Source organism: Dyella thiooxydans (assembly GCF_001641285.1).
GTDB classification, from domain to species: Bacteria; Pseudomonadota; Gammaproteobacteria; order Xanthomonadales; family Rhodanobacteraceae; genus Dyella_A; species Dyella_A thiooxydans.
This window is the reverse complement of sequence record NZ_CP014841.1, coordinates 811,323-835,747: the sequence shown is the minus strand read 5'-3', so window position 1 is coordinate 835,747 and position 24,425 is coordinate 811,323. Positions and strand designations below refer to the sequence as shown.

The following is a 24,425-nucleotide window of genomic DNA, read 5'->3' as shown; positions in this document are numbered from 1 at the left end:
GATTCCGGCTCAGCCAGGCAGGCGGCCGAGGCTCGGGAAAGCGTCGCGGCTGGCGTAACGTGCCGCCGAGCCCAACGCCTCCTCGATGCGCAGCAGCTGGTTGTACTTTGCCACGCGATCGGTGCGGCACAGCGAGCCGGTCTTGATCTGGGTTGCCGTGGTCGCCACCGCGATGTCGGCGATGGTGGTGTCCTCGGTCTCGCCCGAGCGGTGCGAGATGATCGCTGCATACTTGGCGGCATCGGCCATGGCGATCGCCTCGAGCGTCTCGGACAGCGTGCCGATCTGGTTCACCTTGATCAGGATCGCGTTGGCGATGCCCTTGTCGATGCCTTCCTTGAAGATCGCCGGGTTGGTGACGAACAGGTCGTCGCCGACCACCTGGACGTTCTTGCCGATCGCGTCGGTGAGCAGCTTCCAGCCCGCCCAGTCGCCCTCGGCCATGCCGTCCTCGATGGTGACGATCGGGTATTGCTTTGCCCAGCTTGCCAGCACGTCGACCCACTGCTCGGGGGTGTAAATCTTGCCCTCGCCTTCCAGGTCGTACTTGCCGTCCTTGAAGAACTCCGAACTGGCCGCATCCAGGCCCAGCAGAATCTCGCTGCCGACCTTGTAGCCGGCCTTGTTCACCGCTTCGAGGATGGTGTCCAGCGCCTCGATGTTGGAGCGCAGGTTGGGCGCGAAGCCACCCTCGTCGCCCACCGCGGTGTTCAGGCCCTTGCCCTTCAGCACACTCTTCAGCGCGTGGAAGATCTCCGCGCCGGCGCGCAGCGCCTCGGCGAAGCTGGACACGCCCACCGGCAGCACCATGAATTCCTGCACATCGACGTTGTTGTCGGCATGCGCGCCACCGTTGATGATGTTCATCATCGGCACCGGCAGCGCACCCGGCTCGCCGGTGGTGCCGTTGATGCCGGCCAGGTACTGCCACAGCGCCTGCTTGCGCTGGGCCGCGACGGCATGCGCCGCCGCCATGGAGACGCCGAGCAGCGCGTTGGCGCCCAGCTTGCCCTTGTTCGGCGTGCCATCGAGGTTGACCAGCTTGGCGTCGAGGCCGCCCTGGTTGGCCGCGTCGAAGCCCTTCAGCGCACTGGCGATGGCGCCGTTGACGTGGCCGACCGCGGTCTGCACGCCCTTGCCCAGGTAGCGCGCCTTGTCGCCGTCGCGCAGCTCCACCGCCTCACGCGTGCCGGTCGAGGCACCGCTCGGCACCGCCGCCCGACCGAAACCGCCACCGGCCAGGGTCACCTCCGCTTCCAACGTGGGATTGCCGCGGGAGTCGAGGATTTCGCGGGCGTGGATGCGGGTGATCTCGGTGCTCATGGTGGGGTCTACCTGTACAGGGTTAGGAACGGGACATGCCAAGGATAATCAGCCCGGCGGTGGACAGCACCGTGAAGACGGCGATACCCAGGCCGAGCGAGGCAAACAGTTTGCGGCGGCCGGTCTGGAACAGGCCGCCAACGCCGAGACCGACGGCGATCAGCGATACCAGCCCCATCAGGATCACCGCCAGGCCGACCAGGATCGAAGCCGGGTCGTGGGCCCCGGTCGGGACACCGCTGGCGCGCAGCACGCCCGCCACGGCGAAGGTGAGGAACATGCCGACGAAGCCGATCAGGGCGATCACGAACGAAGCGATGCCCAGCCCGGAATGACGCGGCGCCGGGGCGGGAGTAGGCGGAACCGCGAAGCGCGGCGGCGGGATCGGAGCCGGTCCCTGCAGTTCCGCCATGCTCAGGCCTGCTCGAGGAAGCCGTGCCGCTTGGTCACGGCATCGAGTTCGAGCAGGGTTTCCAGCAGGGCCTCCATCTTGCCCAGCGGCCAGGCGTTCGGACCGTCGGAGAGCGCCTTGTCCGGATCGGGATGGGTCTCGGCGAACAGGCCGTCGATGCCGACCGCCACCGCCGCCCGCGCCAGCACCGGCACGAATTCGCGCTGGCCACCGGAGCTGGTGCCCTGCCCGCCCGGCAGCTGCACCGAGTGGGTGGCGTCGAACACCACCGGGCAGCCGGTATCGCGCATCACGCTGAGCGAGCGCATGTCCGACACCAGGTTGTTGTAGCCGAAGCTCACGCCGCGCTCGCAGACCATGATGTCGTCGTTGCCGACCGCCTTGGCCTTGGCCACCACGTTCTTCATGTCCCACGGCGCGAGGAACTGGCCCTTCTTGATGTTCACCGGCTTGCCGGCGCGGGCCACGTTCTGGATGAAATCGGTCTGCCGGCACAGGAACGCCGGGGTCTGCAGCACGTCGACGACCGCGGCCACCTCGTTCATCGGGGTGTACTCGTGCACGTCGGTGAGCACCGGCACGCCGATCTGCCGCCTGACCTCGCCGAGGATGCGCAGCCCCTCCTCCATGCCCGGACCGCGGAAGCTCTGGCCCGAGGAACGGTTGGCCTTGTCGAAGCTCGACTTGAAGATGAAGTTCATGCCGAGCCGGCCGGTGATCTCCTTCAGCCGGCCGGCCACGTCCAACTGCAGCTGCTCGGACTCGACCACGCAGGGGCCGGCGATCAGGAACAGCCGCTGGTCCAGGCCGACGTCGAAACCACAGAGCTTCATGCCACCGACTCCTTCACCGCGGCGAGACGCTCGGCGCTCCCCACCGCTTTGTGCTCACGCGCTGCGCGCACGAAGCCGATGAACAGCGGATGGCCGTCGCGCGGGGTCGAGGTGAATTCCGGGTGCGCCTGGCAACCGAGGAACCACGGATGCTTCTGCTGCGGCAGCTCGACGATCTCCACCAGCAGGTCGTCCATCGACTTGCCGGAGATCACCAGCCCCAGGTCCTCGAAGGACTGGCGATAGCGGTTGTTGAACTCGTAGCGGTGACGGTGACGCTCGCGCACCACGTCCTGGCCGTACAGCTCGCGCGCCAGCGTGCCGGTCTTGAGCCGGCATTCCTGCGCGCCCAGGCGCATGGTGCCGCCCAGGTCCGAGCGCTCGCTGCGCTGCTCCACTTCGCCGGCCGCGGTGGTCCACTCGGTGATCAGCGCGATCACCGGGTTGGCCGTGTGGCGGTCATTCTCGCTGGAGTCGGCATCGGCCAGGCCGGCCACGTGGCGGGCGAAATCCACCACTGCCGCGTGCATGCCGTAGCAGATGCCGAAGTACGGCACGCGGTGCTCACGGGCGTACTTCGCCGCCAGCACCTTGCCCTCGAAGCCGCGCTTGCCGAAGCCGCCCGGCACGAGGATGGCGTCGGCGTGGCCGAGCACCTTGGCGGCCCCCTCGGCCTCGATCTGCTCGGAGTCGATCCACTCCAGGTTGACCCGGGTCTGCTGCTTGATGCCGCCGTGGCGCAGCGCCTCGCCCAGCGACTTGTAGGCGTCCTTGTGCTCGACGTACTTGCCGCAGATCGCGACGGTGACCTCGTCCTTCGGATGCAGCACCGCGTCAACGGTGCGCTGCCAGCCGCTGAGGTCGGCCGGCTTGGCGTCCAGGCCAAGCTTCCTCACCACAATGTCGTCCAGGCCCTGGCTGTGCAGCCACAGCGGGGTCTTGTAGATCACGTCCACATCCACCGCGCTGATCACCGCGTTCTCGGGCACGTTGGTGAACAGCGCGATCTTGCGCCGCTCGCCGTCGGGCAGCGCCTCTTCGCAGCGGCACAGCAGGATGTCCGGCTGGATACCGATCGAGCGCAGCTCCTTGACCGAATGCTGGGTCGGCTTGGTCTTGATCTCGCCGGCCGCGCGGATGTACGGCACCAGGGTCAGGTGCATGAACAGGCACTTCTCCGGCCCGTGCTCGATGCGCAGCTGGCGGATCGCCTCCAGGAACGGCAGCGACTCGATGTCACCGACCGTGCCGCCGATCTCCACCAGCGCCACGTCGAAGCCGCGGGTGGCCTCGTGGATGCAGTGCTTGATCTCGTCGGTGATGTGGGGAATCACCTGCACGGTGGCGCCCAGGTAGTCGCCGCGGCGCTCCTTGCGGATCACCGACTCGTAGATCTTGCCGGTGGTGATCGAGTTCTTGCCGGTCAGGCGGGTGTGGACGAAGCGCTCGTAGTGGCCCAGGTCCAGGTCGGTCTCGGCACCGTCGTCGGTGACGTAGACCTCGCCGTGCTGGAAGGGGCTCATCGTGCCTGGATCCACATTGATGTAGGGATCCAGCTTCATCATGGTGACCGAGAGGCCACGCGCTTCCAGGATGGAAGCCAGCGACGCCGCGGCGATGCCCTTGCCGAGCGAGGACACCACACCGCCGGTGACGAAAATCAGGGGGGTCATGGGATGCAGCCGTGCTGGAAATCGGCATTTTACGGGAAGAACGTGTCCGCTGCGAGAGCCGGATGGCCGCAAACTGACCGCCGCGTTCAACTTGCCGGGCCGGCCTGCCCCGCCACTCGGCCCGGTTCCCATGCCCCAGGTGCGACGAAGCCGGCCCCCGGGCCGGCTTCGTCGTGGCGCCCCGGACGCAACCGGGGGCTTGCCGCGGGGGAAGGCGGATTACTCCGTCGGCACCTGCGGGAAGCTCGGGTGCATCATGTTGGCGTTCATGTTGTGCAGCACCCACAGAGACCCGACCACCACGATGGCCAGGATCAGCATGGTGAAAAGCATGATCGTCAGGTTGCCCCGCTTGCCGGGCGAGGTACCCATGTGCAGGAAGAACACCAGCTGCACCAGCAGCTGGGCCACCGCGAACAGCACGATGCCCGGCATCATCAGGTGGTGCGGCACGACGCCACTCATCACCGTGCCGAACGAGGCCAGCGTGAGCAGGATCGACAGGCCAAAGCCGACCACGTACGACTTCAGGCTGCCGTGGGCGTCGTCGTGGCCCTGGCCGTGGGAGATATGACTGGAAGCGGCCATCAGATCGCCCCCCGCAGATAGACGAAGGTGAACACGCAGATCCACACGATATCGAGGAAGTGCCAGAACAGGCTGAGGCAGGACAGGCGACGACGGGTGTCATCGTTGAGCCCGCGGCGACGGACCTGGTCCATCATCACCAGCAGCCACAGCAGGCCGGCGGTCACATGCAGGCCGTGGGTACCCACCAGGGTGAAGTAGCCGGACAGGAACGCGCTGCGGTCCGGGCCGGCGCCCTCATGGATGAGATGCGCGAACTCATGCACTTCCATGCCGATGAAGCCGGCGCCCAGCAGGAACGTGGCCACCAGCCACGCCATCACCCGCTGGCGGCGACCGGCATGCATGTTCAGCATCGCCAGGCCGAACGTGAAGCTGGACACCAGCAGCAGGGCCGTTTCGCCCAGCACGTACGGCAGCTCGAACAGCTCCTTGCCGGTCGGACCGCCCGCGGTGGCGTTGGCCAGCACCGCGAAGGTCGCGAACAGCGCCGAGAAGATCAGGCAGTCGCTCATCAGGTAGATCCAGAACCCCAGCAGGGTCTTGGATCCGTCGTCGTGCCCGTGGTCGTGGCCATGGGCGGCCGGGACGTGCATCCCGTCCGCCGTGATGCTCATTGCAGCCTGCGACATGGATTACGCCGCCTTCTGCTCGTCGTCGGCCGGCACCGCCACCTTGACCAGGCCGACCTTCTGCAGCGGGGCCAGACGCGCCCGCTCGATGCGCTCGACCTCGGCCGCCGGCACCCAGTAGTCGATGTCGCGGTCGTAGACGCGGACCAGGAAGCTGCCGACCATGCCGGCCAGGCCCAGTGCGGCAATCCACCAGATGTGCCAGACCAGGGCGAAGCCGAGGACCACGCCGAACAGGCCCATGAACACGCCGACGCCGGTATTGCGGGGCATATGGATGTCTTCGTAACGATTCGGGCGCATATAGGCCACTCCGTCTTGTTTGTCGGTCCAGAACTGATCGAGCTCCCGCACTTGCGGCAGCACGGCGAAGTTGTAGAAAGGCGCGGGCGAGCTGGTGGACCACTCGAGGGTCCGGCCGCCCCAGGGGTCGCCACTGGGGTCACGCAGCGTCACGCGGTCGCGCACGCTCACGTACAGCTGAAGCACGGTGAAGAAGATGCCGAACAGGATGATCACCGCGCCGATCAGGGCGACGATCAGGTAGGGCTGCCAGTCCGGGTTGGCGTAGTGGTTCATGCGCCGGGTCATGCCCTTCAGGCCGAGGATGTACAGCGGCATGAAGGCCACGTAGAACCCGACCAGCCAGCACCAGAACGATGCCTTGCCCCAACGCTCGGCGAGCTTGAAGCCGAACGCCTTGGGGAACCAGTAGTTCATCGCCGCCAGGCAGCCGAACACCACGCCGCCGATGATCGTGTTGTGGAAGTGGGCGATCAGGAACAGGCTGTTGTGCAGCACGAAGTCCGCGCCCGGCACCGCCATCAGCACGCCGGTGACGCCGCCGATCACGAAGGTGACCATGAAGCCGATCGTCCACAGCACCGGCACGGTGAAGCGCACGCGGCCGCGGTACATGGTGAACAGCCAGTTGAACAGCTTCACTCCGGTGGGCACCGAAATGATCATCGTCATGATGCCGAAGAAGGCATTGACGCTGGCGCCCGAGCCCATGGTGAAGAAGTGGTGCAGCCACACCAGGAACGACAGCACGCCGATCGCCGCGGTGGCGTACACCATCGACTTGTAGCCGAACAGCGGCTTGCCGGAGAACGTGGCGATGATCTCCGAGTACGCACCGAAGCACGGCAGGATCAGGATGTAGACCTCCGGGTGGCCCCAGATCCAGATCAGGTTCACGTACATCATGGCGTTGCCGCCGGCGTCGTTCGTGAAGAAGTGCATGCCGAGGTAGCGGTCGGCACCGAGCAGCGCCAGCGCCACGGTCAGCACAGGGAATGCGGCCACGATCAGGATGTTGGTGACCAGCGCGGTCCAGGTGAACACCGGCATCTTCATCAGGGTCATGCCCGGCGCGCGCATCTTGAGGATGGTCACGATGAAGTTGATGCCGGACAGCGTGGTACCGAGACCTGACAGCTGCAGCGACCAGATGTAGTAGTCCACGCCCACGGTCGGGCTGTACTTGAGCTCCGACAGCGGCGGATAGGCCAGCCATCCGGTCGCGGCGAAGTCGCCGATGAACAGCGAGGCCATGATCAGCACCACGCCGCCGGCGGTCAGCCAGAAGCTGAGTGAGTTGAGGAACGGATAGGCAACGTCGCGCGCACCGATCTGCAGCGGCACCACCAGGTTCATCAGGCCGGTGATGAACGGCATCGCCATGAAGAAGATCATGATGTCGCCGTGCGCGGTGAACACCTGATCGAAGTGATGCGGCGGCAGGTAGCCCGCGGCATCCGCCGAGGCCATCGCCTGCTGGGTGCGCATCATGATCGCGTCGGCGAAGCCGCGCAGCAGCATCACCAGCGCCATGATGATGTACATGACGCCGATCTTCTTGTGGTCGACCGTGGTGAACCACTCCGACCACAGGTAGGCCCACTTGCGCTGGTAGGTGACAAAGCCCAGCAGGGCCGCGCCACCCAGCATCACCATGAGCAGGGTGCCCATGATGATGGGCTGGTCGAACGGGATCGCCGAGAGAGTGAGTTTTCCGAACATGCCTTACTCCGCAGCCTTGGCGTGCGTGTGATTCGAGGGAAGCGCCGCGACCTGGGCCTGCTTGCCGGCACACTGGCCGCCGACCGGCGTGTCGCCCATGTACTTGCCGATCACGCCGGCGAACAGACCAGGCGAGACCTGGCCGTAATAGGCCACCGGGTTCTTCTCGCTCGGCTTGGCCAGCGCCTCGTAGGTGCTGGTGTCGAGCGTCTTGGCCTGCGCCTTGACCTTGGCCACCCACGCATCGAAGCCCTGCTGGCTGGTGGCGATCGCCTGGAAGTGCATGTCCGAGAAGCCCGCGCCGCTGTAGTTGGACGACAGGCCGGCATAGGTGCCCGGCTCACGCGCGATCAGGTGCAGCTGGGTCTCCATCCCGGCCATGGCGTAGATCTGGCTGCCGAGCTGGGGAATGAAGAACGCGTTCATCACCGAATCGGAGGTGATGTGGAAATTCACCGGCACATCGGTCGGGAACGCGATCTGATTGACCGTGGCGATGCCCTGGTCGGGGTAGATGAACAGCCACTTCCAGTCCAGCGCCACCGCCTCGATGGTCACCGGCTTGGCCTTGGAAGCCAGCGGCTTGTAGGGATCGAGCGAGTGCGAGGTGTGCCAGGTGATGGCAGCGAGGATCGCGATGATCACCGCCGGCACCGACCACACCACCACTTCGATGGCGGTCGAGTGCGACCAGTTCGGCGCGTAGCGCGCCTTCTTGTTGCCGGCGCGATAGCGCCAGGCGAACACCAGGGTCATCACGATGACCGGCACCGCGACGATCGCCATCAGGCCGAGCGCGATGAGGATCAACGACTTTTCCTGAGCGCCGATGTCGCCCTTGGGGTTGAGCACCTCGGTGCTGCAGCCGGCGAGGAACAAAAACGCACTCACGCCTGCGTAGCGCAGGCGGGGGATCACTGCTTTGAATTTCACGGGACGGGGGTGTCTTGCGTACTTCGGGTGCGCAAAGGTTAATGACCTCGACAGCCAAATCCGCCCCCCTGAGACACAATGTCGCGCCGCAGCAAGATCTTGCTGGCACGCCCGGTGCGTGGGAGCTCGCTGCTACCATGGCGCGCATGTCCAGACCCTCTTCCGACAAGCTGTCCGCCCTGCGCCAGGCGATGCGCGCCAACGGCATCGCCGCCTGCCTCGCTCCCACCGCCGACCCCCATCTTTCCGAGTATCTGCCCGGACATTGGGCTGCTCGCGAATGGCTGTCCGGCTTCACCGGTTCGGCCGGCGTATTGCTGGTCACCGGCGATCACGCCGGCCTGTGGACCGACTCGCGCTACTTCTCGCAGGCCGAACAGCAACTGGCCGGAAGCGCCATCACACTGATGAAGCAGAAGGTGGCCCATGCCCCGGAACACCTGACCTGGCTGCAGCAGCACCTGCATCGGGGCGACGTGGTCGCCGTGGCGGGCGACAGCCTCTCCGTGGCGGGCCAGCGGCAGATCGCGCGCCTGCTCGACGAGGCCGGCGTGGCCCTGCGCACCGATCTGGATCTCCCGGCCGCCATCTGGGCTGATCGCCCGGCCCTGCCCCGAGCCCAGGTGTTCGAGCATGCGCTGGCTTGGGCCCACACCCCGCGAAGCGACAAGCTCGGACGTGTGCGCACCGCGATGCGCAAACTGGGCGCCACGCATCACCTGGTGTCCAGCCTGGACGACATCGCCTGGCTGACCAACCTCCGCGGTAGCGACGTGGAGTGCAATCCGGTGTTTCTCGCCCACCTGTTGGTGGAGGTCGACGGCCACGCGACACTCTTCGTCGACCGCGGCAAGCTGAGCGACACCCTGGTGGCGGCGCTTGCCCACGACGACATCCGCATCGCCGACTACGCCACCGTGACCGGTGCGCTGGGCGAACTTCGTGCCGGGCACACGCTCCTGCTGGACCCGGCCAAGGTCGTTTGCGCCATCGCCAGCGCGGTGCCGGCGACAGCCAGCCGGATCGAGGCGGCCAATCCCTCGACGGCCATGAAGGCGCGCAAGAGCGAAGCCGAACTGGAACACATCCGCGACACCATGCGACGCGATGGCGCCGCGCTGGTCCGCGCCTTCCGTCGGCTCGAGGAGCGCCTCGCCGCCGGCATGACCCAGACCGAGCTGGACGTCGATGCATTGGTCCGCGAGGAGCGCGGCGCCCAGCCGAACTTCATCGGCGAGAGCTTCGCCACCATCGCCGGCTATCAGGCCAACGGCGCCCTGCCGCATTACCGTGCCACGCCGGAACACCACAGCACGCTGGCCCGCAAAGGCCTGCTGCTGGTGGACTCGGGCGGCCAGTATCTCGGAGGCACCACCGACATCACCCGGATGCTGGCACTGGGCGAGACCTCGGCCGAACAGCGCCGCGACGCCACACTGGTGATGAAGGGCATGATCGCGCTGTCCCGAGCCCGGTTTCCGAGGGGTGCCAGCGGTCCGCAACTCGACGCGCTCGCCCGTGCCCCCCTATGGGCTGCCGGCATGGACTACGGCCACGGCACCGGCCACGGCGTGGGCTACTTCCTCAACGTGCATGAGGGGCCGCAAGGCATCCGCCCGCCCGTCGCCGGCGGCGCGCTGGTCGCGCTCGAGCCGGGCATGATCACCTCGATCGAGCCCGGCCTGTACAAGCCCGCGCGCCACGGCATCCGCCACGAGAACCTGGCCGTGGTGGTCGAAGCCGAGCAGACCGAATTCGGCGACTTCCTTGCCTTCGAGACGCTCACCCTGTGCCCGTTCGACCGTCGCGCGCTGGAGCCGCACCTGCTCAACCCGGAGGAGCGCGCCTGGCTGGACGACTACCACGCCACGGTGCGCGCCGCGCTGGCCCCACTGCTGGACGACGCCGACCTGGCCTGGCTGGAACGCCACTGCGCGCCACTCTGACCCGTCGTCTCGACGGGCGAGACGACGACCGGCCACGCTGCGGTTTCCGCGACCGGCCGGCTTGACCCTGCCGGCGCGTCCGCCCATGCTCCCGCGCCTTACCTGATCCGAAACGACCCATGAGCAGTCGCTACAACGCCGCCGATATCGAAGTCCTCTCCGGCCTGGATCCGGTCAAGCGCCGCCCCGGCATGTACACCGACACCTCGCGTCCGAACCATCTGGCGCAGGAAGTCATCGACAACTCGGTGGACGAGGCCCTCGCCGGCCACGCCAGGAACATCGAGGTGGTGCTGCACGTCGACGGCTCGGTCGAGGTCACCGACGACGGCCGCGGCATGCCGGTGGACATCCACCCGGAAGAAGGCGTGCCGGGTGTCGAGCTGATCCTCACCCGCCTGCATGCGGGCGGCAAGTTCAGCGGCAAGAACTACAACTTCTCCGGCGGCCTGCACGGCGTCGGCGTCTCGGTGGTGAATGCGCTGTCGCAACGTGTGGAGGTGACCATCCGCCGAGACGGCAGCGAATACCGCATGGCATTCGAGCACGGTGACCGGGTCAGCGAGCTGGAGGTGATCGGCTCGGTGCCGAAGAAGAAGACCGGCACCACCGTGCACTTCTGGGCCGACCCGAAATACTTCGACTCGCCGAAGATCTCGGTCTCCAGGCTCAAGCACCTGCTGCGCGCCAAGGCCGTGCTGTGCGCCGGCCTCAACGTCACCCTGGTCGACGAGGCCAGCGGCGAGACCACCCAGTGGCACTACGAGGACGGCCTGAGCGACTACCTGCGCGGCGAGCTCGAAGGCGCCGAGGCGCTGCCGGCCGAGCTGTTCGTGCACCACGTGGCGCGCGACACCGAAGGCCTGGACGTGGCCCTGACCTGGGTGCCGGAAGGCGAGCTGGTGCAGGAAAGCTACGTCAACCTGATCCCCACCGCGCAGGGCGGCACCCACGTCAACGGCCTGCGCACCGGCCTGACCAACGCCATCCGCGAGTTCTGCGACATCCGCAACCTGCTGCCGCGCGGCGTCAAGCTGGCGCCGGAAGACGTGTGGGAGCGGCTGGCCTTCGTGCTCAGCGCCAAGCTGCTCGATCCGCAGTTCGCCGGCCAGACCAAGGAGCGCCTGTCTTCGCGTCAGGCCGCCGCGCTGGTGGAGAATGTGATCCACGATGCCTTCAGCCTGTGGCTGAACCAGCACGTCGACCTCGGCGAGAGGATCGCCCAGCTCGCCATCGAGCGCGCAAGCGCGCGCCTGAAGGCGGCCAAGCAGGTGGTGCGCAAGAAGATCGTGCAGGGCCCCGCCCTGCCCGGCAAGCTGGCCGACTGTACCTCCACCGATCTTTCGCGCACCGAGCTGTTCCTGGTCGAGGGCGATTCGGCCGGCGGCTCGGCCAAGCAGGCGCGCGACAAGGAATTCCAGGCGATCCTGCCGCTGCGCGGCAAGATCCTGAACACCTGGGAGGTCGAGTCGACCTCGGTGCTCGCTTCCGAAGAAGTGCACAACCTGGCCGTGGCGATCGGCTGCGATCCCGGCAAGGACGACCTCTCCGGCCTGCGCTACGGCAAGGTGGTGATCCTCGCCGACGCGGATTCCGACGGCCTGCATATCGCCACCTTGCTGTCGGCACTGTTCCTGAGGCACTTCCCCGCCCTGGTGCGCGAGGGCCACGTGTTCGTGGCGATGCCGCCGCTGTTCCGCGTCGACGTGGGCAAGCAGGTGTTCTACTGCCTCGACGAGGGCGAGAAGCAGGCGATGCTCGACCGCATCGAACGCGAGAAGATGAAGGGCGCGGTCAGCACCACCCGCTTCAAGGGCCTGGGCGAGATGAACCCGGCGCAGCTGCGCGAGTCGACCATCCACCCGGACACCCGCCGCCTGGTCCAGCTCACCGTCGAGGACGGCGACGCCACCGCCCAGGTGATGGACCTGCTGCTGGGCAAGAAGCGCGCGGGCGACCGCAAGTCCTGGCTGGAAGAGAAAGGCGATCTCGCCACGCTCGAGGTCTGATTCTCCGCCCCATCCTGGAACACCGGGCTGTCGCCATGACTCTGTTGCCACCGATCAACCTGCAGCGCTGGATCGACGAGCACCGCCACCTGCTCCGACCGCCGGTGGGCAACAAGTGTATCGTCGACGGTGACTTCATCGTGATGATCGTCGGCGGGCCGAATGCGCGCACCGACTACCACTACGACGAAGGCCCGGAATTCTTCTACCAGCTCGAGGGCGAGATGGTGCTGAAGGTGCAGGATGCCGACGGCGCGCGCGACATCCCGATCCGCGCCGGCGAGCTGTTCTACCTGCCCCCGCGCGTGCCGCACTCGCCGCAGCGGTTTGCCGATTCGGTGGGACTGGTGATCGAACGCAAACGCGTCGCCGGCGAGCGCGACGGTCTGATGTGGTTCTGCCCCAACTGCAATCACAAGCTGTTCGAGGAGCACTTCGTCCTCGAGAGCATCGAACGCGACCTGCCGCCGGTGTTCGACCGCTTCTACCGGTCGCTCGAAGCGCGCACCTGCTCGCGCTGCGGCACGGTACACCCGGCACCCACCACCGAAGCGGACTGAGCGCTCAGTCCGACGCCACCCGCTGCCACCATCGCCGGGCCATCCGCCGCAGCGAGACATCGGTGCCGGGATCGTCCAGCAGGTCGGCGATGGGCCGCCAGGCCAGCGCCAGCGATTCCGCGCTCACCACGAAGTCCTCGCTGCCGGTGGCACGGACGACGTAGCGCACGTCGTAGTGCCAGTGTCCCGGCTCCTCGCCCCGCGTCGGGATCCAGTGCCGGTCGAGGTCGAAGATCGCCGGCTCTACCACTAGGTCGCCCAGCCCCGACTCCTCTCTGGCCTCTCGCAGTGCAACACGTGCGAGGTCGCGATCGCCATCGGCGTGCCCGCCCAACTGCAGCCAGCGACCGAGCTTGCGGTGATGGGTCAGCAGCACGCGTCCACCGTCGCCACTGACCAGCCACGCCGAGCCGGTGAAGTGTCCCGGGGCATGTTCGCGCCGGAACACCTCCGGCGACGAGTCGAGGAAAGCGAGGAACGTGGCGGGCGACGTGGCCTCGTCCGGCGAGTGCTGGAATCGCTGCAATGCAGCGCGAAAAGAGGCGATCGAGGTGTCCAGAAAGCAGCTCCATCCGGGGATTGCGGGCCGGTGATTGTATGGCCCGTCCATGGGTCCGTCGGCGCTTGTGGCCCCCATCGGGGTCGGCTAAGGTTGCCCGTCACCTCTGACTACCGAGGCACCAGCCCTCGCTCTGGCGCCATGGGGATGGCGTTTGTTTCCACGGGGAATCACTACATGCTTTTCCAGCGCGTCAAACCGCTCGACCAGATCCTTGCCACCGCCGAGAAGAAGAGCCTGACACGGCAGCTCGGCGCACTCCAGCTCACCCTGATGGGCGTCGGCGCCATCATCGGAACCGGTATTTTCGTGCTCACCGCCGAAGCGGGCCAGAAGGCCGGCCCGGGCATGATGGTCGCGTTCGTGATCGCCGCCGTGGTCTGCGCGCTGGCCGCCCTGGCCTATGCGGAACTGGCCTCGATGATCCCGGTCGCCGGCTCCGCCTACACCTACACCTACGGCGTCATGGGCGAACCGATCGCCTGGATCGTCGGCTGGGCCCTGGTGCTGGAGTACGCGATCGCGGCGGGCACCGTGGCGGTCGGCTGGTCCGGCTACATGAACGGCCTGCTGATGCATACCGACCTGTTCGGACTGGTGCAGCCGGGCGCGCTCGCACTGCCCGAGGCGCTGCGCGTGGGTCCGTACGAGGGCGGCGCCTTCAACCTGCTGGCCTTCGGCATCTCGCTGGTCATCGCGCTGCTGCTGCTCGTGGGCACCTCCAAGTCGGCCAAGGTCAACGCCATCCTGGTCGCGATCAAGATCGTCGCGCTCACCGCCTTCATCGTGATCGCCGTCCCCGCCGCCAAGAGCCCGAACTTCCATCCGTTCACGCCGAACGGCTGGGGATCGCCGCTGGGAGGCATCGGCGTGCTCGGCGCGGCGGCGTCGATCTTCTTCGCCTACGTCGGTTTCGATGCCGTCTCGACCGCCGCCGAGGAAACCAAGAACCCGAACCGCAACATCCCGATCGGCCTGATCGGCTCGCTGGCGATCTGTACCGTCTTCTACCTGCTGGTCGGCTACGGCGCGGTGGGTTCGGTCGGCTCGCAGCCGATGCTCGGTGCGGACGGCCAGGCGCTGCAGCCGGGCACGCTGGCGATGGCCGCGGCCTGCGAGGGCTCGAACGCGCTGGTCTGCAGCAAGGAGCCGCTGGCTCACGTGCTGCGCATGCTGGGCTTCCCCGCCATCGGCAACCTGGTGGGCCTCGCTGCCGTGCTGGCGCTGCCCTCGGTCATCCTCGTGATGATCTTCGGCCAGACCCGCATCTTCTTCACCATGTCGCGCGACGGCCTGCTGCCGGGGAGCCTGTCCAAGCTCCACCCCCGGTTCAATACCCCGCACGTGCTGACCATGATCACCGGCGTGGCCGTCTCGCTGTTCGCCGCGCTGTTCCCGGTCGGCAAGCTGGCGGCGATCACCAACTCCGGCACGCTGTTCGCCTTCATCATGGTGTCGATCGGCGTGATGGTGCTGCGCGTCCGCGATCCGCTGCGCCCGCGTCCGTTCCGCACTCCGATGGTCTGGGTGATCTGCCCGCTCGCGGTGGCCGGCTGCCTGATGCTGTTCCTCAACCTGGGCGTGTGGACGCTGGAGCTTTTCTTCGGCTGGGCCGTGATCGGCATAGCGGTGTACCTCCTCTACGGCCGCAAGCGAAGCCATCTCGCCAATGGCACCGAGGCCGCCGACTGAGGCCGCCCCACGCGCCGGTCATTGAACAAAGCCAGGACGGCACGGTGAAAGCCGTGCCGTCGCCTTTTACGGAAGACCCATGCTCAAGCAACTGCTCGCCCGCAAGACCGACTTCAGCGACATCACCGACGACAGCCACGGTCCCGGCCTGCGCCGCACGCTCGGTCCGTGGGGCATCACCGCGCTGGGCATCGGCGCGGTCATCGGTACCGGCATCTTCGTGGTCACCGGCACGGCGGCGGCCGAGCACGCCGGGCCGGCGGTACTCATCTCCTTCATCCTCGCGGCGATCTGCAGCGGCTTCAGCGCACTGTGCTACGCCGAGTTCGCCACCCTGATCCCGGTCTCCGGAAGCTCCTACTCCTACGCCTACGCAACCCTGGGCGAGCTGGTCGCCTGGTTCATCGGCTGGAACATGGTGCTGGAGTACGGCATCTCGGCTTCGGCCGTGGCGGCCAGCTGGACCGGCTACTTCACCAGCCTGCTCGATCACATCGGCATCCAACTGCCCGCCGCACTCACCGAGGCGCCGCTGGCCTATACCGGCGGTCACCTGGTCGCGACCGGACACCTGTTCAATCTGCCAGCGGTGGCCATCGTGCTTGCGCTGACCTGGCTGTGCTACGTGGGCATCAAGGAATCCTCGGGACTGAACACCCTGATGGTGCTGCTCAAGGTCGGCCTGATCGTGATGATCATCATCGCCGGCGCCCGCTACGTGAACACCGACAACTGGCACCCGTTCATCCCCGAGCAGAAGGGCGACGGCGAGTTCGGCTGGTCGGGCATCTTCCGCGGCGCGGCCATGGTTTTCTTCGCGTACATCGGCTTCGAGGCCACCTCGACCGCCGCGCAGGAATGCAAGAATCCGCAACGCGACCTGCCGTTCGGGATCATCCTCTCGCTGGTGCTGTGCACGGTGCTCTATCTGGGCATGGCCGCGGTAATGACCGGACTGGTGCCCTACACGCTGCTCAATACGGTCGACCCGGTGGTCACGGCACTGCGCGGCCACGCGGAACTGGGCTGGCTGCGTACCTGGGTCGAGGTCGGCGCGCTGATCGGCCTGTCCTCGGTGATCCTGGTGATGATCATCGCCCAGCCGCGCATCTTCATGATCATGGCCCGCGACGGCCTGCTGCCGAAGGTGTTCGCCAAGGTGCATCCGAAGCATCGCACGCCGCACATCAACACGCTGATCACCGGCTTCGGCATCGCGGCGCTGGCCGCCATCTTTCCGCTGGACCTGCTGGCCGACCTGACTTCGATGGGTACGCTGATCGCCTTCACTGCGGTCTGCGCCGGCGTTCTCATCCTGCGTTACACCGCCCCGGAAATGCCGCGCACATTCCGCGTGCCCTTCGCCCCGGCCATCTGCATCGCCGGCGTGCTCAGCTGCCTCGGTCTGCTGTCGACCATGAACTGGTTCAACTGGGCGCTGATGGGGGTGTGGACCCTGATCGGGCTGCTGATCTACTTCGGCTATGGACTGCGGCACAGCCGACTCCATCAAGCCTGATTGCCTCGAAAAGCGCCCAATTCGCGGCAAAAGTTCTGATTTGCCTCCAAATCCGCCAAACTTTCCGCCCATTGGCGTTTTTGATGTCACGGGCACGTGAGATCGAGAAAATGCACGCAACAAATTGATTGAAAAGACTTATTTAGCGAAAACTGCATCTCGCGCGCGGTTCGCACTCCCCAGGACACCGGAGTATCATCCGGGGTCCGCGGGTTGATCACTTGGCAGTGGGCCCCGGATCGCCACCCGGCGCGTCAGCCAGGGTCAGCTCCTCAAGCTGGCGCGCCGGGCGGCACTTTCAGAGGCAACCTGCTGCGCGATGCGCGCTTGCTCGATACATGAAAAAGGCCGGCGATTTCGCCGGCCTTCTTTTTTGCCCTGACGGCAGCTGGTCCCCGTTTACGCCTTGGCGGCGTGCGACACGCACCAGCCCTTCGCGCTGACTGCCTTGCCCGGGAACAGCTGGCAGGGACCGAAGCCGGTCGGGCCACCGCTGTAGAACTGGCAGTTCGCGCAGTTGGCGCCCGCCTTGTGCTTCGGATCCTTGGTCGTGCTGGCATCCTCGACGTAACCGAGCGCCTTGGCGGTCGGATCCGACTCCGACACATGGGGAAGGTCGGCGGCACGCGCAACGCGCGGCAGCGTCCCGATCACGGCAGCGGCGGCGGCCGTGCCGGCGGCGATCTTGAGGAACCGGCGACGCGACTCGATGCTCTCTTCTTTGGACATTGGTAAACCTCCGTCGTGGATGTAATGCTGCCGTGGCAGCGATCAACGTGTTGATGCTACGCCGTTCCCCTCAATCTGTCCTGACTTGCGAGAATGGCTCTTATTTGCCGGTGGCCGGGCCCACCCGCATGGTATCCTGAGCGCCTGTTTGGACGTCCAAATCATCATGTCGCAGACCTTTCCCCCGGGAGTTTCCTCCGAAGCGTTCTTCGCTTGTGCCGACGCCATCGCCGGGGCAGCGAAAGATCTCGCCGCCCTGGGCTGGACGCCCGCCACCAGCAGCAATTTCTCGATGCGGGTGGACGATTCGCACGCTGCCATCACGATCTCCGGACGAGACAAAGGCCGATTGGATCGCGATGACATCATGCTGATCGATCTCGACGGCCAGGCCGTCGGGACCGATGCGCGCCCCAGCGCCGAAACCGCCCTGCATACGCAGGTCTATCGCCGCTGGTCGGACATGCGGGTGGTACTACACACCCATTCGCGCACCCAGAGTGTGGCTTCGCGTCTATTTGCCGCACAGGGCTCGATCCGACTGGAGGGCTGGGAGCTCCAGAAGGCGATCACCGGCTTCCATACCCACGAGAGCATGCTGCAGATCCCGGTGTTTCCGAACACCCAGCACATGCCGGAACTGGTCGCACGCGTGGAGGCCTGGCTGGACGCCGGCAAACCGCTGCACGCATACCTGATCGACGGCCACGGCATCTACACCTGGGGGCGCGACATGGCCGAAACGCGTCGCCACCTCGAGGCCCTGGAATTTCTTCTGGCCTGCGAGCTCGACCTTAGGAGGCTTTCCGCATGAGTCGCCTGCGCATCTACGACGACCAGATCCCGGGCACCCCGCTCGCGGAATTCCACGACCACGCCGCCATAGAACACGAACTGCGCCAGGCCGGCGTACGCTTCGAGCGGTGGGAAGCCAATGAACCCGTCCGGCCCGGCGCCAGCCAGGAGCAGGTTATCGCCGCCTATCGCGGCGACATCGACCGGCTGATGGAGGACGAGGGCTATCAGGCCGTGGATGTCATCAGCCTGAAGCCGGACCATCCGGATCGTGCCACCCTGCGGCAGAAGTTCCTCGACGAGCACACCCACAGCGAGGACGAGGTGCGCTTCTTCGTGGCGGGCGCCGGCCAGTTCACCCTGCACATCGCGGGCAAGGTCTATGAGGTCCTGTGCGAACAGGGCGACCTGATCGGCGTGCCCGACGGTACCCGCCACTGGTTCGACATGAGCGAAGCGCCCTACTTCGTGGCGATCCGCCTGTTCACCAACAAGGACGGCTGGGTCGCCCATTTCACCGGGACCGACATCGCCAGCCAGTTCCCGCGCATGGCACCCCATCCGAGTGTGGCCGCCCTCGCCTCCTGACTCGACCACCTACTCCAAGGGAAACCACTCGATGATCGAAATTCGCGCCATCGTCACCGACATCGAGGGCACCACCAGCTCGATCCACTTCGTCAAGGACGTGCTGTTCCCCTATGCGCGCAAGCGGCTGCCGGCCTTCGTCGAGACCCACGGCGACCGCCCCGAAGTGCAGCACTGGCTGCATGAAGCCGCCAAGGAGGCCGGGTTCATCGAAGCCAGCCGCCAGGAAGTCATCGAGTTGCTGCTGCGCTGGATCGACGAGGACCGCAAGTCCACGGCGCTCAAGGCGCTGCAAGGCATGATCTGGCAGGAAGGCTACGAGGCCGGCGACTACCGCGCTCACGTCTACCCCGAGGTGCCTGCGCGCCTGCGCGCCTGGCGTGCGCAGGGGCTGAAGCTCTACGTGTATTCCTCCGGTTCGGTCCCTGCGCAGAAGCTGTTCTTCGGCTACAGCGAAGCCGGCGACCTCACGCCGCTGTTCGCCGGCTACTTCGATACCGGGACGGGCCCCAAACGGGAGCAGGCCTCGTACGAAGCGATCGCCGAGGCCATCGGCGAACAACCGGCGCACCTGCTGTTCCTGTCCGACATCGAGCAGGAACTCGACGCCGCGCGGGCGGCGGGTTTCCAGACCGGCTGGCTGCTGCGCGATGCCGCGACGCTGCCCGCTGCGAGCCCCCACCCCGCCTACCGCGATTTCGACGCCATCGCGGCCTGAACCCGGCGAAGCCCGGTCCGCCATGCGCACGCTGATCACCGCCTTGCTCGCCCTTGCCACCGGTGCCGCGATTACCGCGACCGCGCTGCATCCGCGGACCGGGACCGTACCATCCACGATCCCGGTGTCGGCCGCCGGCGCATCGGCAGCCGACACCGTCGGCACGGATACGGAGGCGACGCCCGACAGCGGCCTGCTGCCGACCGATAGCTGGCCCAGGAACGCGCCGTCACCCGAACAGGTGATGTACGCCCAGCCACGGCTGATGCAGCAGGCGCTCGACGGCCTTGCGCCACGCGTACCGGGTGTCCCCAACCTGTACCTGGTGAGCTTCGCCGGCGATGGTAGCGAGGATGTGTTCCGCAACGAGGCCGAGTACGCCGCCACCCTGTTCCGTCACCGCTACGGCGCCCGTGCCCACACGCTGGTGCTGGAGAACAACCCGGCCACGCTCGACAGCCGGCCGCTGGCCAGCTGGAGCAACCTGGAGGCCGCGCTGACCGGGGTGTCCAAGGTGATGGACCCGCAGCAGGACATCCTGATGCTCTATCTCACCAGCCACGGCGACCCGGAGCACACCCTGCTGGTGGACATGGATCCCCTGCCGCTGGACCAGATCGGCGCGCCGGACCTCGCCGGCATCCTGGCCGAGCATCCGTTCAAGTGGAAGGTGGTGGTGGTCAATGCCTGCTATTCGGGCGGCTTCGTACCGCCGCTGCAAAGTGACGGCACGCTGGTGATTACCGCCGCCCGCAGCGATCGCAGCTCGTTCGGCTGTGGCAACGATTCGGCCGCGACCTACTTCGGCCGCGCGTGGCTGGTCGATGCGCTCAACCGGACCGCCGACCCGATCGCCGCCTTCCGCCAGGCCCAAGCCGAAGTGGCCCGATGGGAGCGGCAGGACCAGCTCACCCCGTCCGATCCGCAGATCTCGATCGGCAAGGGCATTTCCGACCAGCTGGCGCGCTGGCGCCACGGCGACCCGATCGGGCCGCCGGTGCCCTTCCACCCCGACGCCGCCGGCAATACGCCAGCGACTCGCTGAGGAAACTCACTTCGCCGTGTGACGGGCCGCCAGCACGTCGACCACGTCGGCCAGGGACAGGCCCCGCTCACGCAGCAGTACGGTCAGGTGGAACACCAGGTCCGCCGCTTCCCCCAGCAGCTCCCCGTCGCCCTGGGCCACGCCGGCCAGCGCCGTCTCGACGCCCTCCTCGCCCACCTTCTGGGCGATGCGCCGCACGCCGCCCTCGAACAGGCGCGTGGTGTAGCTGCCGTCCGGGCGCTCGGCATGACGCTGGGCCACCAGGGCATCCAGTTCGGCAAGGAAGCCCAGCGCCGGTCGCACCGACTCGCCGAAGCAGCTCGACGTGCCGGTATGGCAGGTGGGACCGTGCGGCAACGCGCCGACCAGCAGGGTGTCGCCATCGCAGTCCACGCGCAGGGATGCCAGCGCCAGCACGTGCCCGGAGCTTTCGCCCTTGGTCCACAGGCGCTGCTTCGAACGGCTGAAGAAGGTGACGTGACCGGTCCGCTGCGTGGTGACCAACGCATCGGCATTCATGTAGCCGAGCATCAGCACCTCGCCGGTCAACGCGTGCTGCACGATCGCCGGTAGCAGGCCGCCGCCCTTGGCCCAGTCCAGGCGGGAGAGATCGGCGGGGTCGGGAAGCGTGTCGGTCATGGTGCGGTCTGCCAGTGGGTTGCGGACGGGGCCACGCCTCAGAGGCGGACGGCCACGCCCTCGCGCGCAAGGTAGCGCTTGAGCTCGGGAATCGCGATGGCACCGGAGTGGAACACGCTGGCGGCCAGCGCACCATCCACGTCGGCGCCCTGGAAGGCATCGCGGAAATGCTCCGGCGCGCCGGCGCCACCCGAAGCGATCAACGGCACGTGGCAGACCGCGCGGGCCGCATGCAGCTGTTCCAGATCGTAGCCTTGCCGGACGCCATCGCTGCCCATGCAGTTGAGCACGATCTCGCCGGCGCCACGCCGCTGCACCTCGACCATCCAGTCGAGCGTCCCGCGCGCCAGTGCCTGGGTCTTGTCCGGGTCGCCGGTGTACTGGCGCACCCGCCACTGGCCATCCGCATCGCGCAGCGAGTCGATGCCGACCACCACGCACTGCACGCCGAACGCCTCGGCCAGTTCGTCGATCAACTCAGGGCGTTCCAGCGCCGGCGAGTTCACCGAGATCTTGTCGGCACCGGCGTACAGCACGGCGCGCGCCTCGTTCACCGAACGGATGCCACCGGCGACGCAGAACGGGATGTCGATGACGCGCGCCACGCGCTCGACCCAGCCGTGATCGACGCTGCGCCCTTCCGGGCTGGCGGTGATGTCGTAGAACACCAGCTCGTCGGCACCCTCGTCGCGGTAGCGCAGCGCCAGATCCACGATCTCGCCCATCACCACGTGGTCGCGGAAACGCACGCCCTTGACCACCTGGCCATCGCGCACATCGAGACAGGGAATGATGCGGCGACTCAGCATGCCAGCGCCTCCTCCAGCGTGAAGCGCCCCTCGAGCAGCGCACGGCCGAGGATGACTCCGCGCGCGCCCACGTCGCGGGCCGCACGGATATCCGCCAGCGAACGCACGCCGCCGGAGGCCTGCACCGCCAGCTGCGGCAGGGTGTCGGCGAGATGGCGGTAGAGATCGAGATTGAAGCCGGCCAGCATGCCGTCGCGGTCGATATCGGTGCACAGCAGGTGGCGCGCGCCGTGGGCCGCATACCACGGCGCCAGTTCGTCCAGCGTGCGCGCTTCCACCGCGGTCCATCCGGCACTGGGCAGCAGCCAGTCCTCGCCGACCCGCCGCGTGTCCAGCGCGATCGTGATGCGCTCGCTGCCGTGGGTGTCCAGCCAGCGCGCCACCTGCTCGGGTTCGCGAATCGCCACGCTGCCCACCACCACGCGATCCACCCCGACGTCGAACAGGCGACGAAGATCGTCCTCCGTGCGCACCCCACCCCCCGCCTGCACCTGGATTCCCTCGGCCGCGATCGCACGGATCGTCGACAGGTTCTCCAGATCGCCGGAGCGGGCCCCGTCCAGATCCACTAGATGCAGCCAGCGCGCGCCGGCACGCAGGTAGCGCCGGGCAAGCTCGGCCGGATCGCTGCCGTAGATGGTCTGCTGTGCATAGTCGCCCTGGCGCAGGCGCACCACGCGCCCTTCCCGCAGGTCGATGGCCGGAATGACGTCGAAGTTCATAGGCTGAGGAAATTCTTCAGGAGGCGCGCCCCGACCCCGGCCGAACGCTCGGGATGGAACTGCATACCGTGGAAATTGCCGCGGGCGATCACCGCGGAGAACGGACCGCCGAAGTCGCTGGTGGCCAGCGTGTAGTCCCCGACCGGCACCGCGTAGCTGTGCACGAAATACGCCTGCTCGCCCGCAGCCAACCCGTCCAGCAACGGATGGGGGTGTACCGGCGCCAGCGCGTTCCAGCCCATGTGCGGCACGCGCAGGCCCGGTGCCTCATGGAAGCGGCGGACCGGCGCATCGATCACGCCAAGACACTCGGTATCGCCCTCCTCCGAATGCGCGCACAGCAGCTGCATGCCGAGGCACACGCCCAGCACCGGCTGGCTCAGCGAGCGCATCAGCTCGACCAAGCCCAGCTCGCGCAATCGCGCCATGCCGGGACCGGCCGCACCCACGCCGGGCAGGATCACCTTGTCGGCGCCACGGATCGCTGCCGGGTCGGCGGTGAGTGCCGCCTCCACGCCGAGGCGCTGCAGCGCGTAACGCACCGAGCCGATATTGGTGCCGCCTGCATCGACCAGGACCACGGCCATCAGAGCGTCCCCTTGGTGCTGGGCAGCTCGCTGCCCTCGCGGCGGATCGCCTGGCGCAGCGTGCGCGCCACCACCTTGAAGCAGGCTTCGACCATGTGGTGCGCGTTGTCGCCCTTCACCGTGAGGTGCAGGTTGGCGCCCAGCGTCTCGCACAGCGAGCGGAACACATGCGGCACCAGCTCGGTCGGGATGTCGCCCACGCGCTCGCGCGGAAAGCTGCCCTCGAACACGAAGTACGGCCGGCCGGAAAGATCCAGTGCGGCACTGGCGAAGGACTCGTCCATGGGCAGTGTGAAGCCGTAGCGGCCGATGCCGCGCTTGTCGCCCAGTGCCTGCTTCAGCGCCTGGCCCAGGGCCAGCGCGCAGTCCTCCATCGTGTGGTGTTCGTCGATGTGGGTGTCGCCGTCGCAGTTGAGCTCCAGCGCGAAGCCGCCGTGCTTGCCGATCTGCTCGAGCATGTGGTCGAAGAAGCCCAGCCCGGTATGCACCTTCGGCTCGGCCACCCGATCCAGATCCACGCTCACCGTGATCCGTGTTTCCTTCGTATTGCGCTGGACCGTGGCGGTACGCGGCGCATCGAGCAGGCGGTGGGCGATGGCGTCCCACGACTCGCCCTGCGGCCCCACGCGCAGGCCGCGCACGCCGAGGTTGGCGGCCAGTTGCATGTCGGTCTCGCGGTCGCCGATAACGGCCGAGGCCGCCCGGCTCCAGCCGTCGTCCGCCAGGTAATGGCGCAGCATGCCGATACCCGGCTTGCGCGTATCGAGCCCTTCGTGGGGGAAGCTGCGATCGATCAGCTGTTCGCGGAACACGATGCCCTGCGAGGCCAGGATGCGCAGCAGCAGCTGGTGCGGGCCGTCGAAGCTGTCCTGCGGAAAACTCGCGGTACCGAGGCCATCCTGGTTGGTGACCATAACCAGCTCGTAGCCGGCTGCCACGCAGCGCTGCAGCGCACCGATCACGCCGGGGAGAAGCTCGAGCTTCTCGTAGCTGTCGATCTGCTCGTCCGGCGGCTCGACGATCAGGCAGCCGTCGCGGTCGATGAAGAGGATCTTCCGGCTCATCGACAATCTCTCCAGACGATGTAGG

General features: G+C 67.1%; 24 protein-coding genes. 9 read left to right on the top strand and 15 right to left on the bottom strand.

Features of this window, described 5'->3' with window-relative positions; translation table 11 throughout:
• Window positions 1-9: 9 nt before the first annotated feature.
• The 8 genes from eno to cyoA all read right to left on the bottom strand — a co-directional run bounded on the left by eno (window position 10) and on the right by cyoA (window position 8,419).
• Window positions 10-1,323 (bottom strand): phosphopyruvate hydratase, encoded by a 1,314-nt coding sequence (gene eno / locus ATSB10_RS03840; RefSeq protein ID WP_063670630.1) that lies wholly within the window; start codon window positions 1,321-1,323, stop codon window positions 10-12.
• Window positions 1,324-1,345: 22 nt separating this feature from the next.
• The gene (locus ATSB10_RS03835; protein ID WP_157469043.1) at window positions 1,346-1,630 is read right to left on the bottom strand and encodes a hypothetical protein; all 285 of its coding nucleotides are present in this window, start codon (window positions 1,628-1,630) and stop codon (window positions 1,346-1,348) included.
• A 107-nt stretch (window positions 1,631-1,737) separates the two neighbouring features.
• Window positions 1,738-2,568, bottom strand: a complete 831-nt coding sequence (gene kdsA / locus ATSB10_RS03830; RefSeq protein ID WP_063670628.1) for a 3-deoxy-8-phosphooctulonate synthase — start codon at window positions 2,566-2,568, stop codon at window positions 1,738-1,740.
• Window positions 2,565-4,241: a CTP synthase gene (pyrG, locus tag ATSB10_RS03825; RefSeq protein ID WP_063670626.1), complete on the bottom strand. Its 1,677-nt coding sequence runs from the start codon at window positions 4,239-4,241 to the stop codon at window positions 2,565-2,567. The genes kdsA and pyrG overlap by 4 nt, the downstream gene beginning before the upstream one ends.
• Before the next feature lie 219 nt (window positions 4,242-4,460).
• Window positions 4,461-4,829, bottom strand: a complete 369-nt coding sequence (cyoD, locus tag ATSB10_RS03820; RefSeq protein ID WP_063670623.1) for a cytochrome o ubiquinol oxidase subunit IV — start codon at window positions 4,827-4,829, stop codon at window positions 4,461-4,463.
• Window positions 4,829-5,461, bottom strand: coding sequence for a cytochrome o ubiquinol oxidase subunit III (cyoC, locus tag ATSB10_RS03815; protein ID WP_063670621.1), 633 nt, complete (start codon window positions 5,459-5,461; stop codon window positions 4,829-4,831). Before cyoC ends, cyoD begins: the two co-directional genes overlap by 1 nt.
• A gap of 3 nt (window positions 5,462-5,464) precedes the next feature.
• A complete protein-coding gene (gene cyoB / locus ATSB10_RS03810; RefSeq protein ID WP_063670619.1) occupies window positions 5,465-7,486 on the bottom strand; it encodes a cytochrome o ubiquinol oxidase subunit I in 2,022 nt (673 codons plus the stop codon).
• A gap of 3 nt (window positions 7,487-7,489) precedes the next feature.
• Complete coding sequence (cyoA, locus tag ATSB10_RS03805; RefSeq protein WP_083966064.1) at window positions 7,490-8,419, bottom strand: ubiquinol oxidase subunit II; 930 nt, start codon at window positions 8,417-8,419, stop codon at window positions 7,490-7,492.
• 137 nt (window positions 8,420-8,556) lie between these two features.
• Here cyoA and ATSB10_RS03800 point away from each other — a divergent pair, with 137 nt between their 5' ends.
• From ATSB10_RS03800 to ATSB10_RS03790, 3 genes are all read left to right on the top strand, one after another.
• Window positions 8,557-10,365 carry an aminopeptidase P family protein gene (locus ATSB10_RS03800; RefSeq protein WP_205631090.1) on the top strand — a complete coding sequence of 603 codons (1,809 nt, stop codon included), beginning with the start codon at window positions 8,557-8,559 and terminating at the stop codon, window positions 10,363-10,365.
• A 119-nt stretch (window positions 10,366-10,484) separates the two neighbouring features.
• Entirely contained in the window at window positions 10,485-12,374 is a 1,890-nt protein-coding gene (parE, locus tag ATSB10_RS03795; protein ID WP_063670617.1) for a DNA topoisomerase IV subunit B, read from the top strand.
• 35 nt (window positions 12,375-12,409) lie between these two features.
• Window positions 12,410-12,934, top strand: a complete 525-nt coding sequence (locus tag ATSB10_RS03790; protein ID WP_063670614.1) for a 3-hydroxyanthranilate 3,4-dioxygenase — start codon at window positions 12,410-12,412, stop codon at window positions 12,932-12,934.
• Window positions 12,935-12,938: 4 nt separating this feature from the next.
• Here ATSB10_RS03790 and ATSB10_RS03785 read toward each other — a convergent pair whose 3' ends face one another.
• On the bottom strand, window positions 12,939-13,460 hold the full coding sequence (locus tag ATSB10_RS03785; protein ID WP_063670612.1) for an NUDIX hydrolase: 522 nt from the start codon (window positions 13,458-13,460) through the stop codon (window positions 12,939-12,941).
• Between the two features lie 210 nt (window positions 13,461-13,670).
• On the opposite strand from ATSB10_RS03785, the gene ATSB10_RS03780 reads away from it, so the two are divergent.
• Window positions 13,671-15,185, top strand: coding sequence for an amino acid permease (locus ATSB10_RS03780; protein WP_063670610.1), 1,515 nt, complete (start codon window positions 13,671-13,673; stop codon window positions 15,183-15,185).
• A gap of 79 nt (window positions 15,186-15,264) precedes the next feature.
• Window positions 15,265-16,704: an amino acid permease gene (locus ATSB10_RS03775; protein WP_063670608.1), complete on the top strand. Its 1,440-nt coding sequence runs from the start codon at window positions 15,265-15,267 to the stop codon at window positions 16,702-16,704.
• Window positions 16,705-17,103: 399 nt separating this feature from the next.
• Here ATSB10_RS03775 and ATSB10_RS03770 read toward each other — a convergent pair whose 3' ends face one another.
• Window positions 17,104-17,433, bottom strand: a complete 330-nt coding sequence (locus ATSB10_RS03770; protein ID WP_017461192.1) for a high-potential iron-sulfur protein — start codon at window positions 17,431-17,433, stop codon at window positions 17,104-17,106.
• A 166-nt stretch (window positions 17,434-17,599) separates the two neighbouring features.
• Between ATSB10_RS03770 and ATSB10_RS03765 the strand changes: the two genes are divergently transcribed.
• Genes ATSB10_RS03765 through ATSB10_RS03750 form a run of 4 tightly spaced genes read left to right on the top strand, consistent with a single transcriptional unit; the run spans window position 17,600 to window position 20,579 of the window.
• On the top strand, window positions 17,600-18,247 hold the full coding sequence (locus ATSB10_RS03765) for a methylthioribulose 1-phosphate dehydratase (protein WP_063674320.1): 648 nt from the start codon (window positions 17,600-17,602) through the stop codon (window positions 18,245-18,247).
• Window positions 18,244-18,816 (top strand): 1,2-dihydroxy-3-keto-5-methylthiopentene dioxygenase, encoded by a 573-nt coding sequence (locus tag ATSB10_RS03760; protein ID WP_063670606.1) that lies wholly within the window; start codon window positions 18,244-18,246, stop codon window positions 18,814-18,816. The genes ATSB10_RS03765 and ATSB10_RS03760 overlap by 4 nt, the downstream gene beginning before the upstream one ends.
• A 31-nt stretch (window positions 18,817-18,847) precedes the next feature.
• The gene (gene mtnC / locus ATSB10_RS03755; protein ID WP_063670604.1) at window positions 18,848-19,534 is read left to right on the top strand and encodes an acireductone synthase; all 687 of its coding nucleotides are present in this window, start codon (window positions 18,848-18,850) and stop codon (window positions 19,532-19,534) included.
• Between the two features lie 22 nt (window positions 19,535-19,556).
• Window positions 19,557-20,579: a C13 family peptidase gene (locus tag ATSB10_RS03750; RefSeq protein WP_063670602.1), complete on the top strand. Its 1,023-nt coding sequence runs from the start codon at window positions 19,557-19,559 to the stop codon at window positions 20,577-20,579.
• Between the two features lie 6 nt (window positions 20,580-20,585).
• Here the strand turns inward: ATSB10_RS03750 and hisIE are convergent, their stop codons facing one another.
• The 5 genes from hisIE to hisB are packed head-to-tail and all read right to left on the bottom strand — an operon-like array spanning window position 20,586 to window position 24,400.
• A complete protein-coding gene (gene hisIE, locus ATSB10_RS03745) occupies window positions 20,586-21,218 on the bottom strand; it encodes a bifunctional phosphoribosyl-AMP cyclohydrolase/phosphoribosyl-ATP diphosphatase HisIE (RefSeq protein WP_063670600.1) in 633 nt (210 codons plus the stop codon).
• A gap of 38 nt (window positions 21,219-21,256) precedes the next feature.
• Entirely contained in the window at window positions 21,257-22,027 is a 771-nt protein-coding gene (gene hisF, locus ATSB10_RS03740; protein WP_063670598.1) for an imidazole glycerol phosphate synthase subunit HisF, read from the bottom strand.
• Window positions 22,021-22,749 carry a 1-(5-phosphoribosyl)-5-[(5-phosphoribosylamino)methylideneamino]imidazole-4-carboxamide isomerase gene (gene hisA, locus ATSB10_RS03735; RefSeq protein WP_063670596.1) on the bottom strand — a complete coding sequence of 243 codons (729 nt, stop codon included), beginning with the start codon at window positions 22,747-22,749 and terminating at the stop codon, window positions 22,021-22,023. The genes hisF and hisA overlap by 7 nt, the downstream gene beginning before the upstream one ends.
• Window positions 22,746-23,336 (bottom strand): imidazole glycerol phosphate synthase subunit HisH, encoded by a 591-nt coding sequence (hisH, locus tag ATSB10_RS03730; protein WP_063670594.1) that lies wholly within the window; start codon window positions 23,334-23,336, stop codon window positions 22,746-22,748. Before hisH ends, hisA begins: the two co-directional genes overlap by 4 nt.
• Window positions 23,336-24,400: a bifunctional histidinol-phosphatase/imidazoleglycerol-phosphate dehydratase HisB gene (gene hisB / locus ATSB10_RS03725; protein WP_063670592.1), complete on the bottom strand. Its 1,065-nt coding sequence runs from the start codon at window positions 24,398-24,400 to the stop codon at window positions 23,336-23,338. The genes hisH and hisB overlap by 1 nt, the downstream gene beginning before the upstream one ends.
• Window positions 24,401-24,425 lie beyond the last annotated feature (25 nt).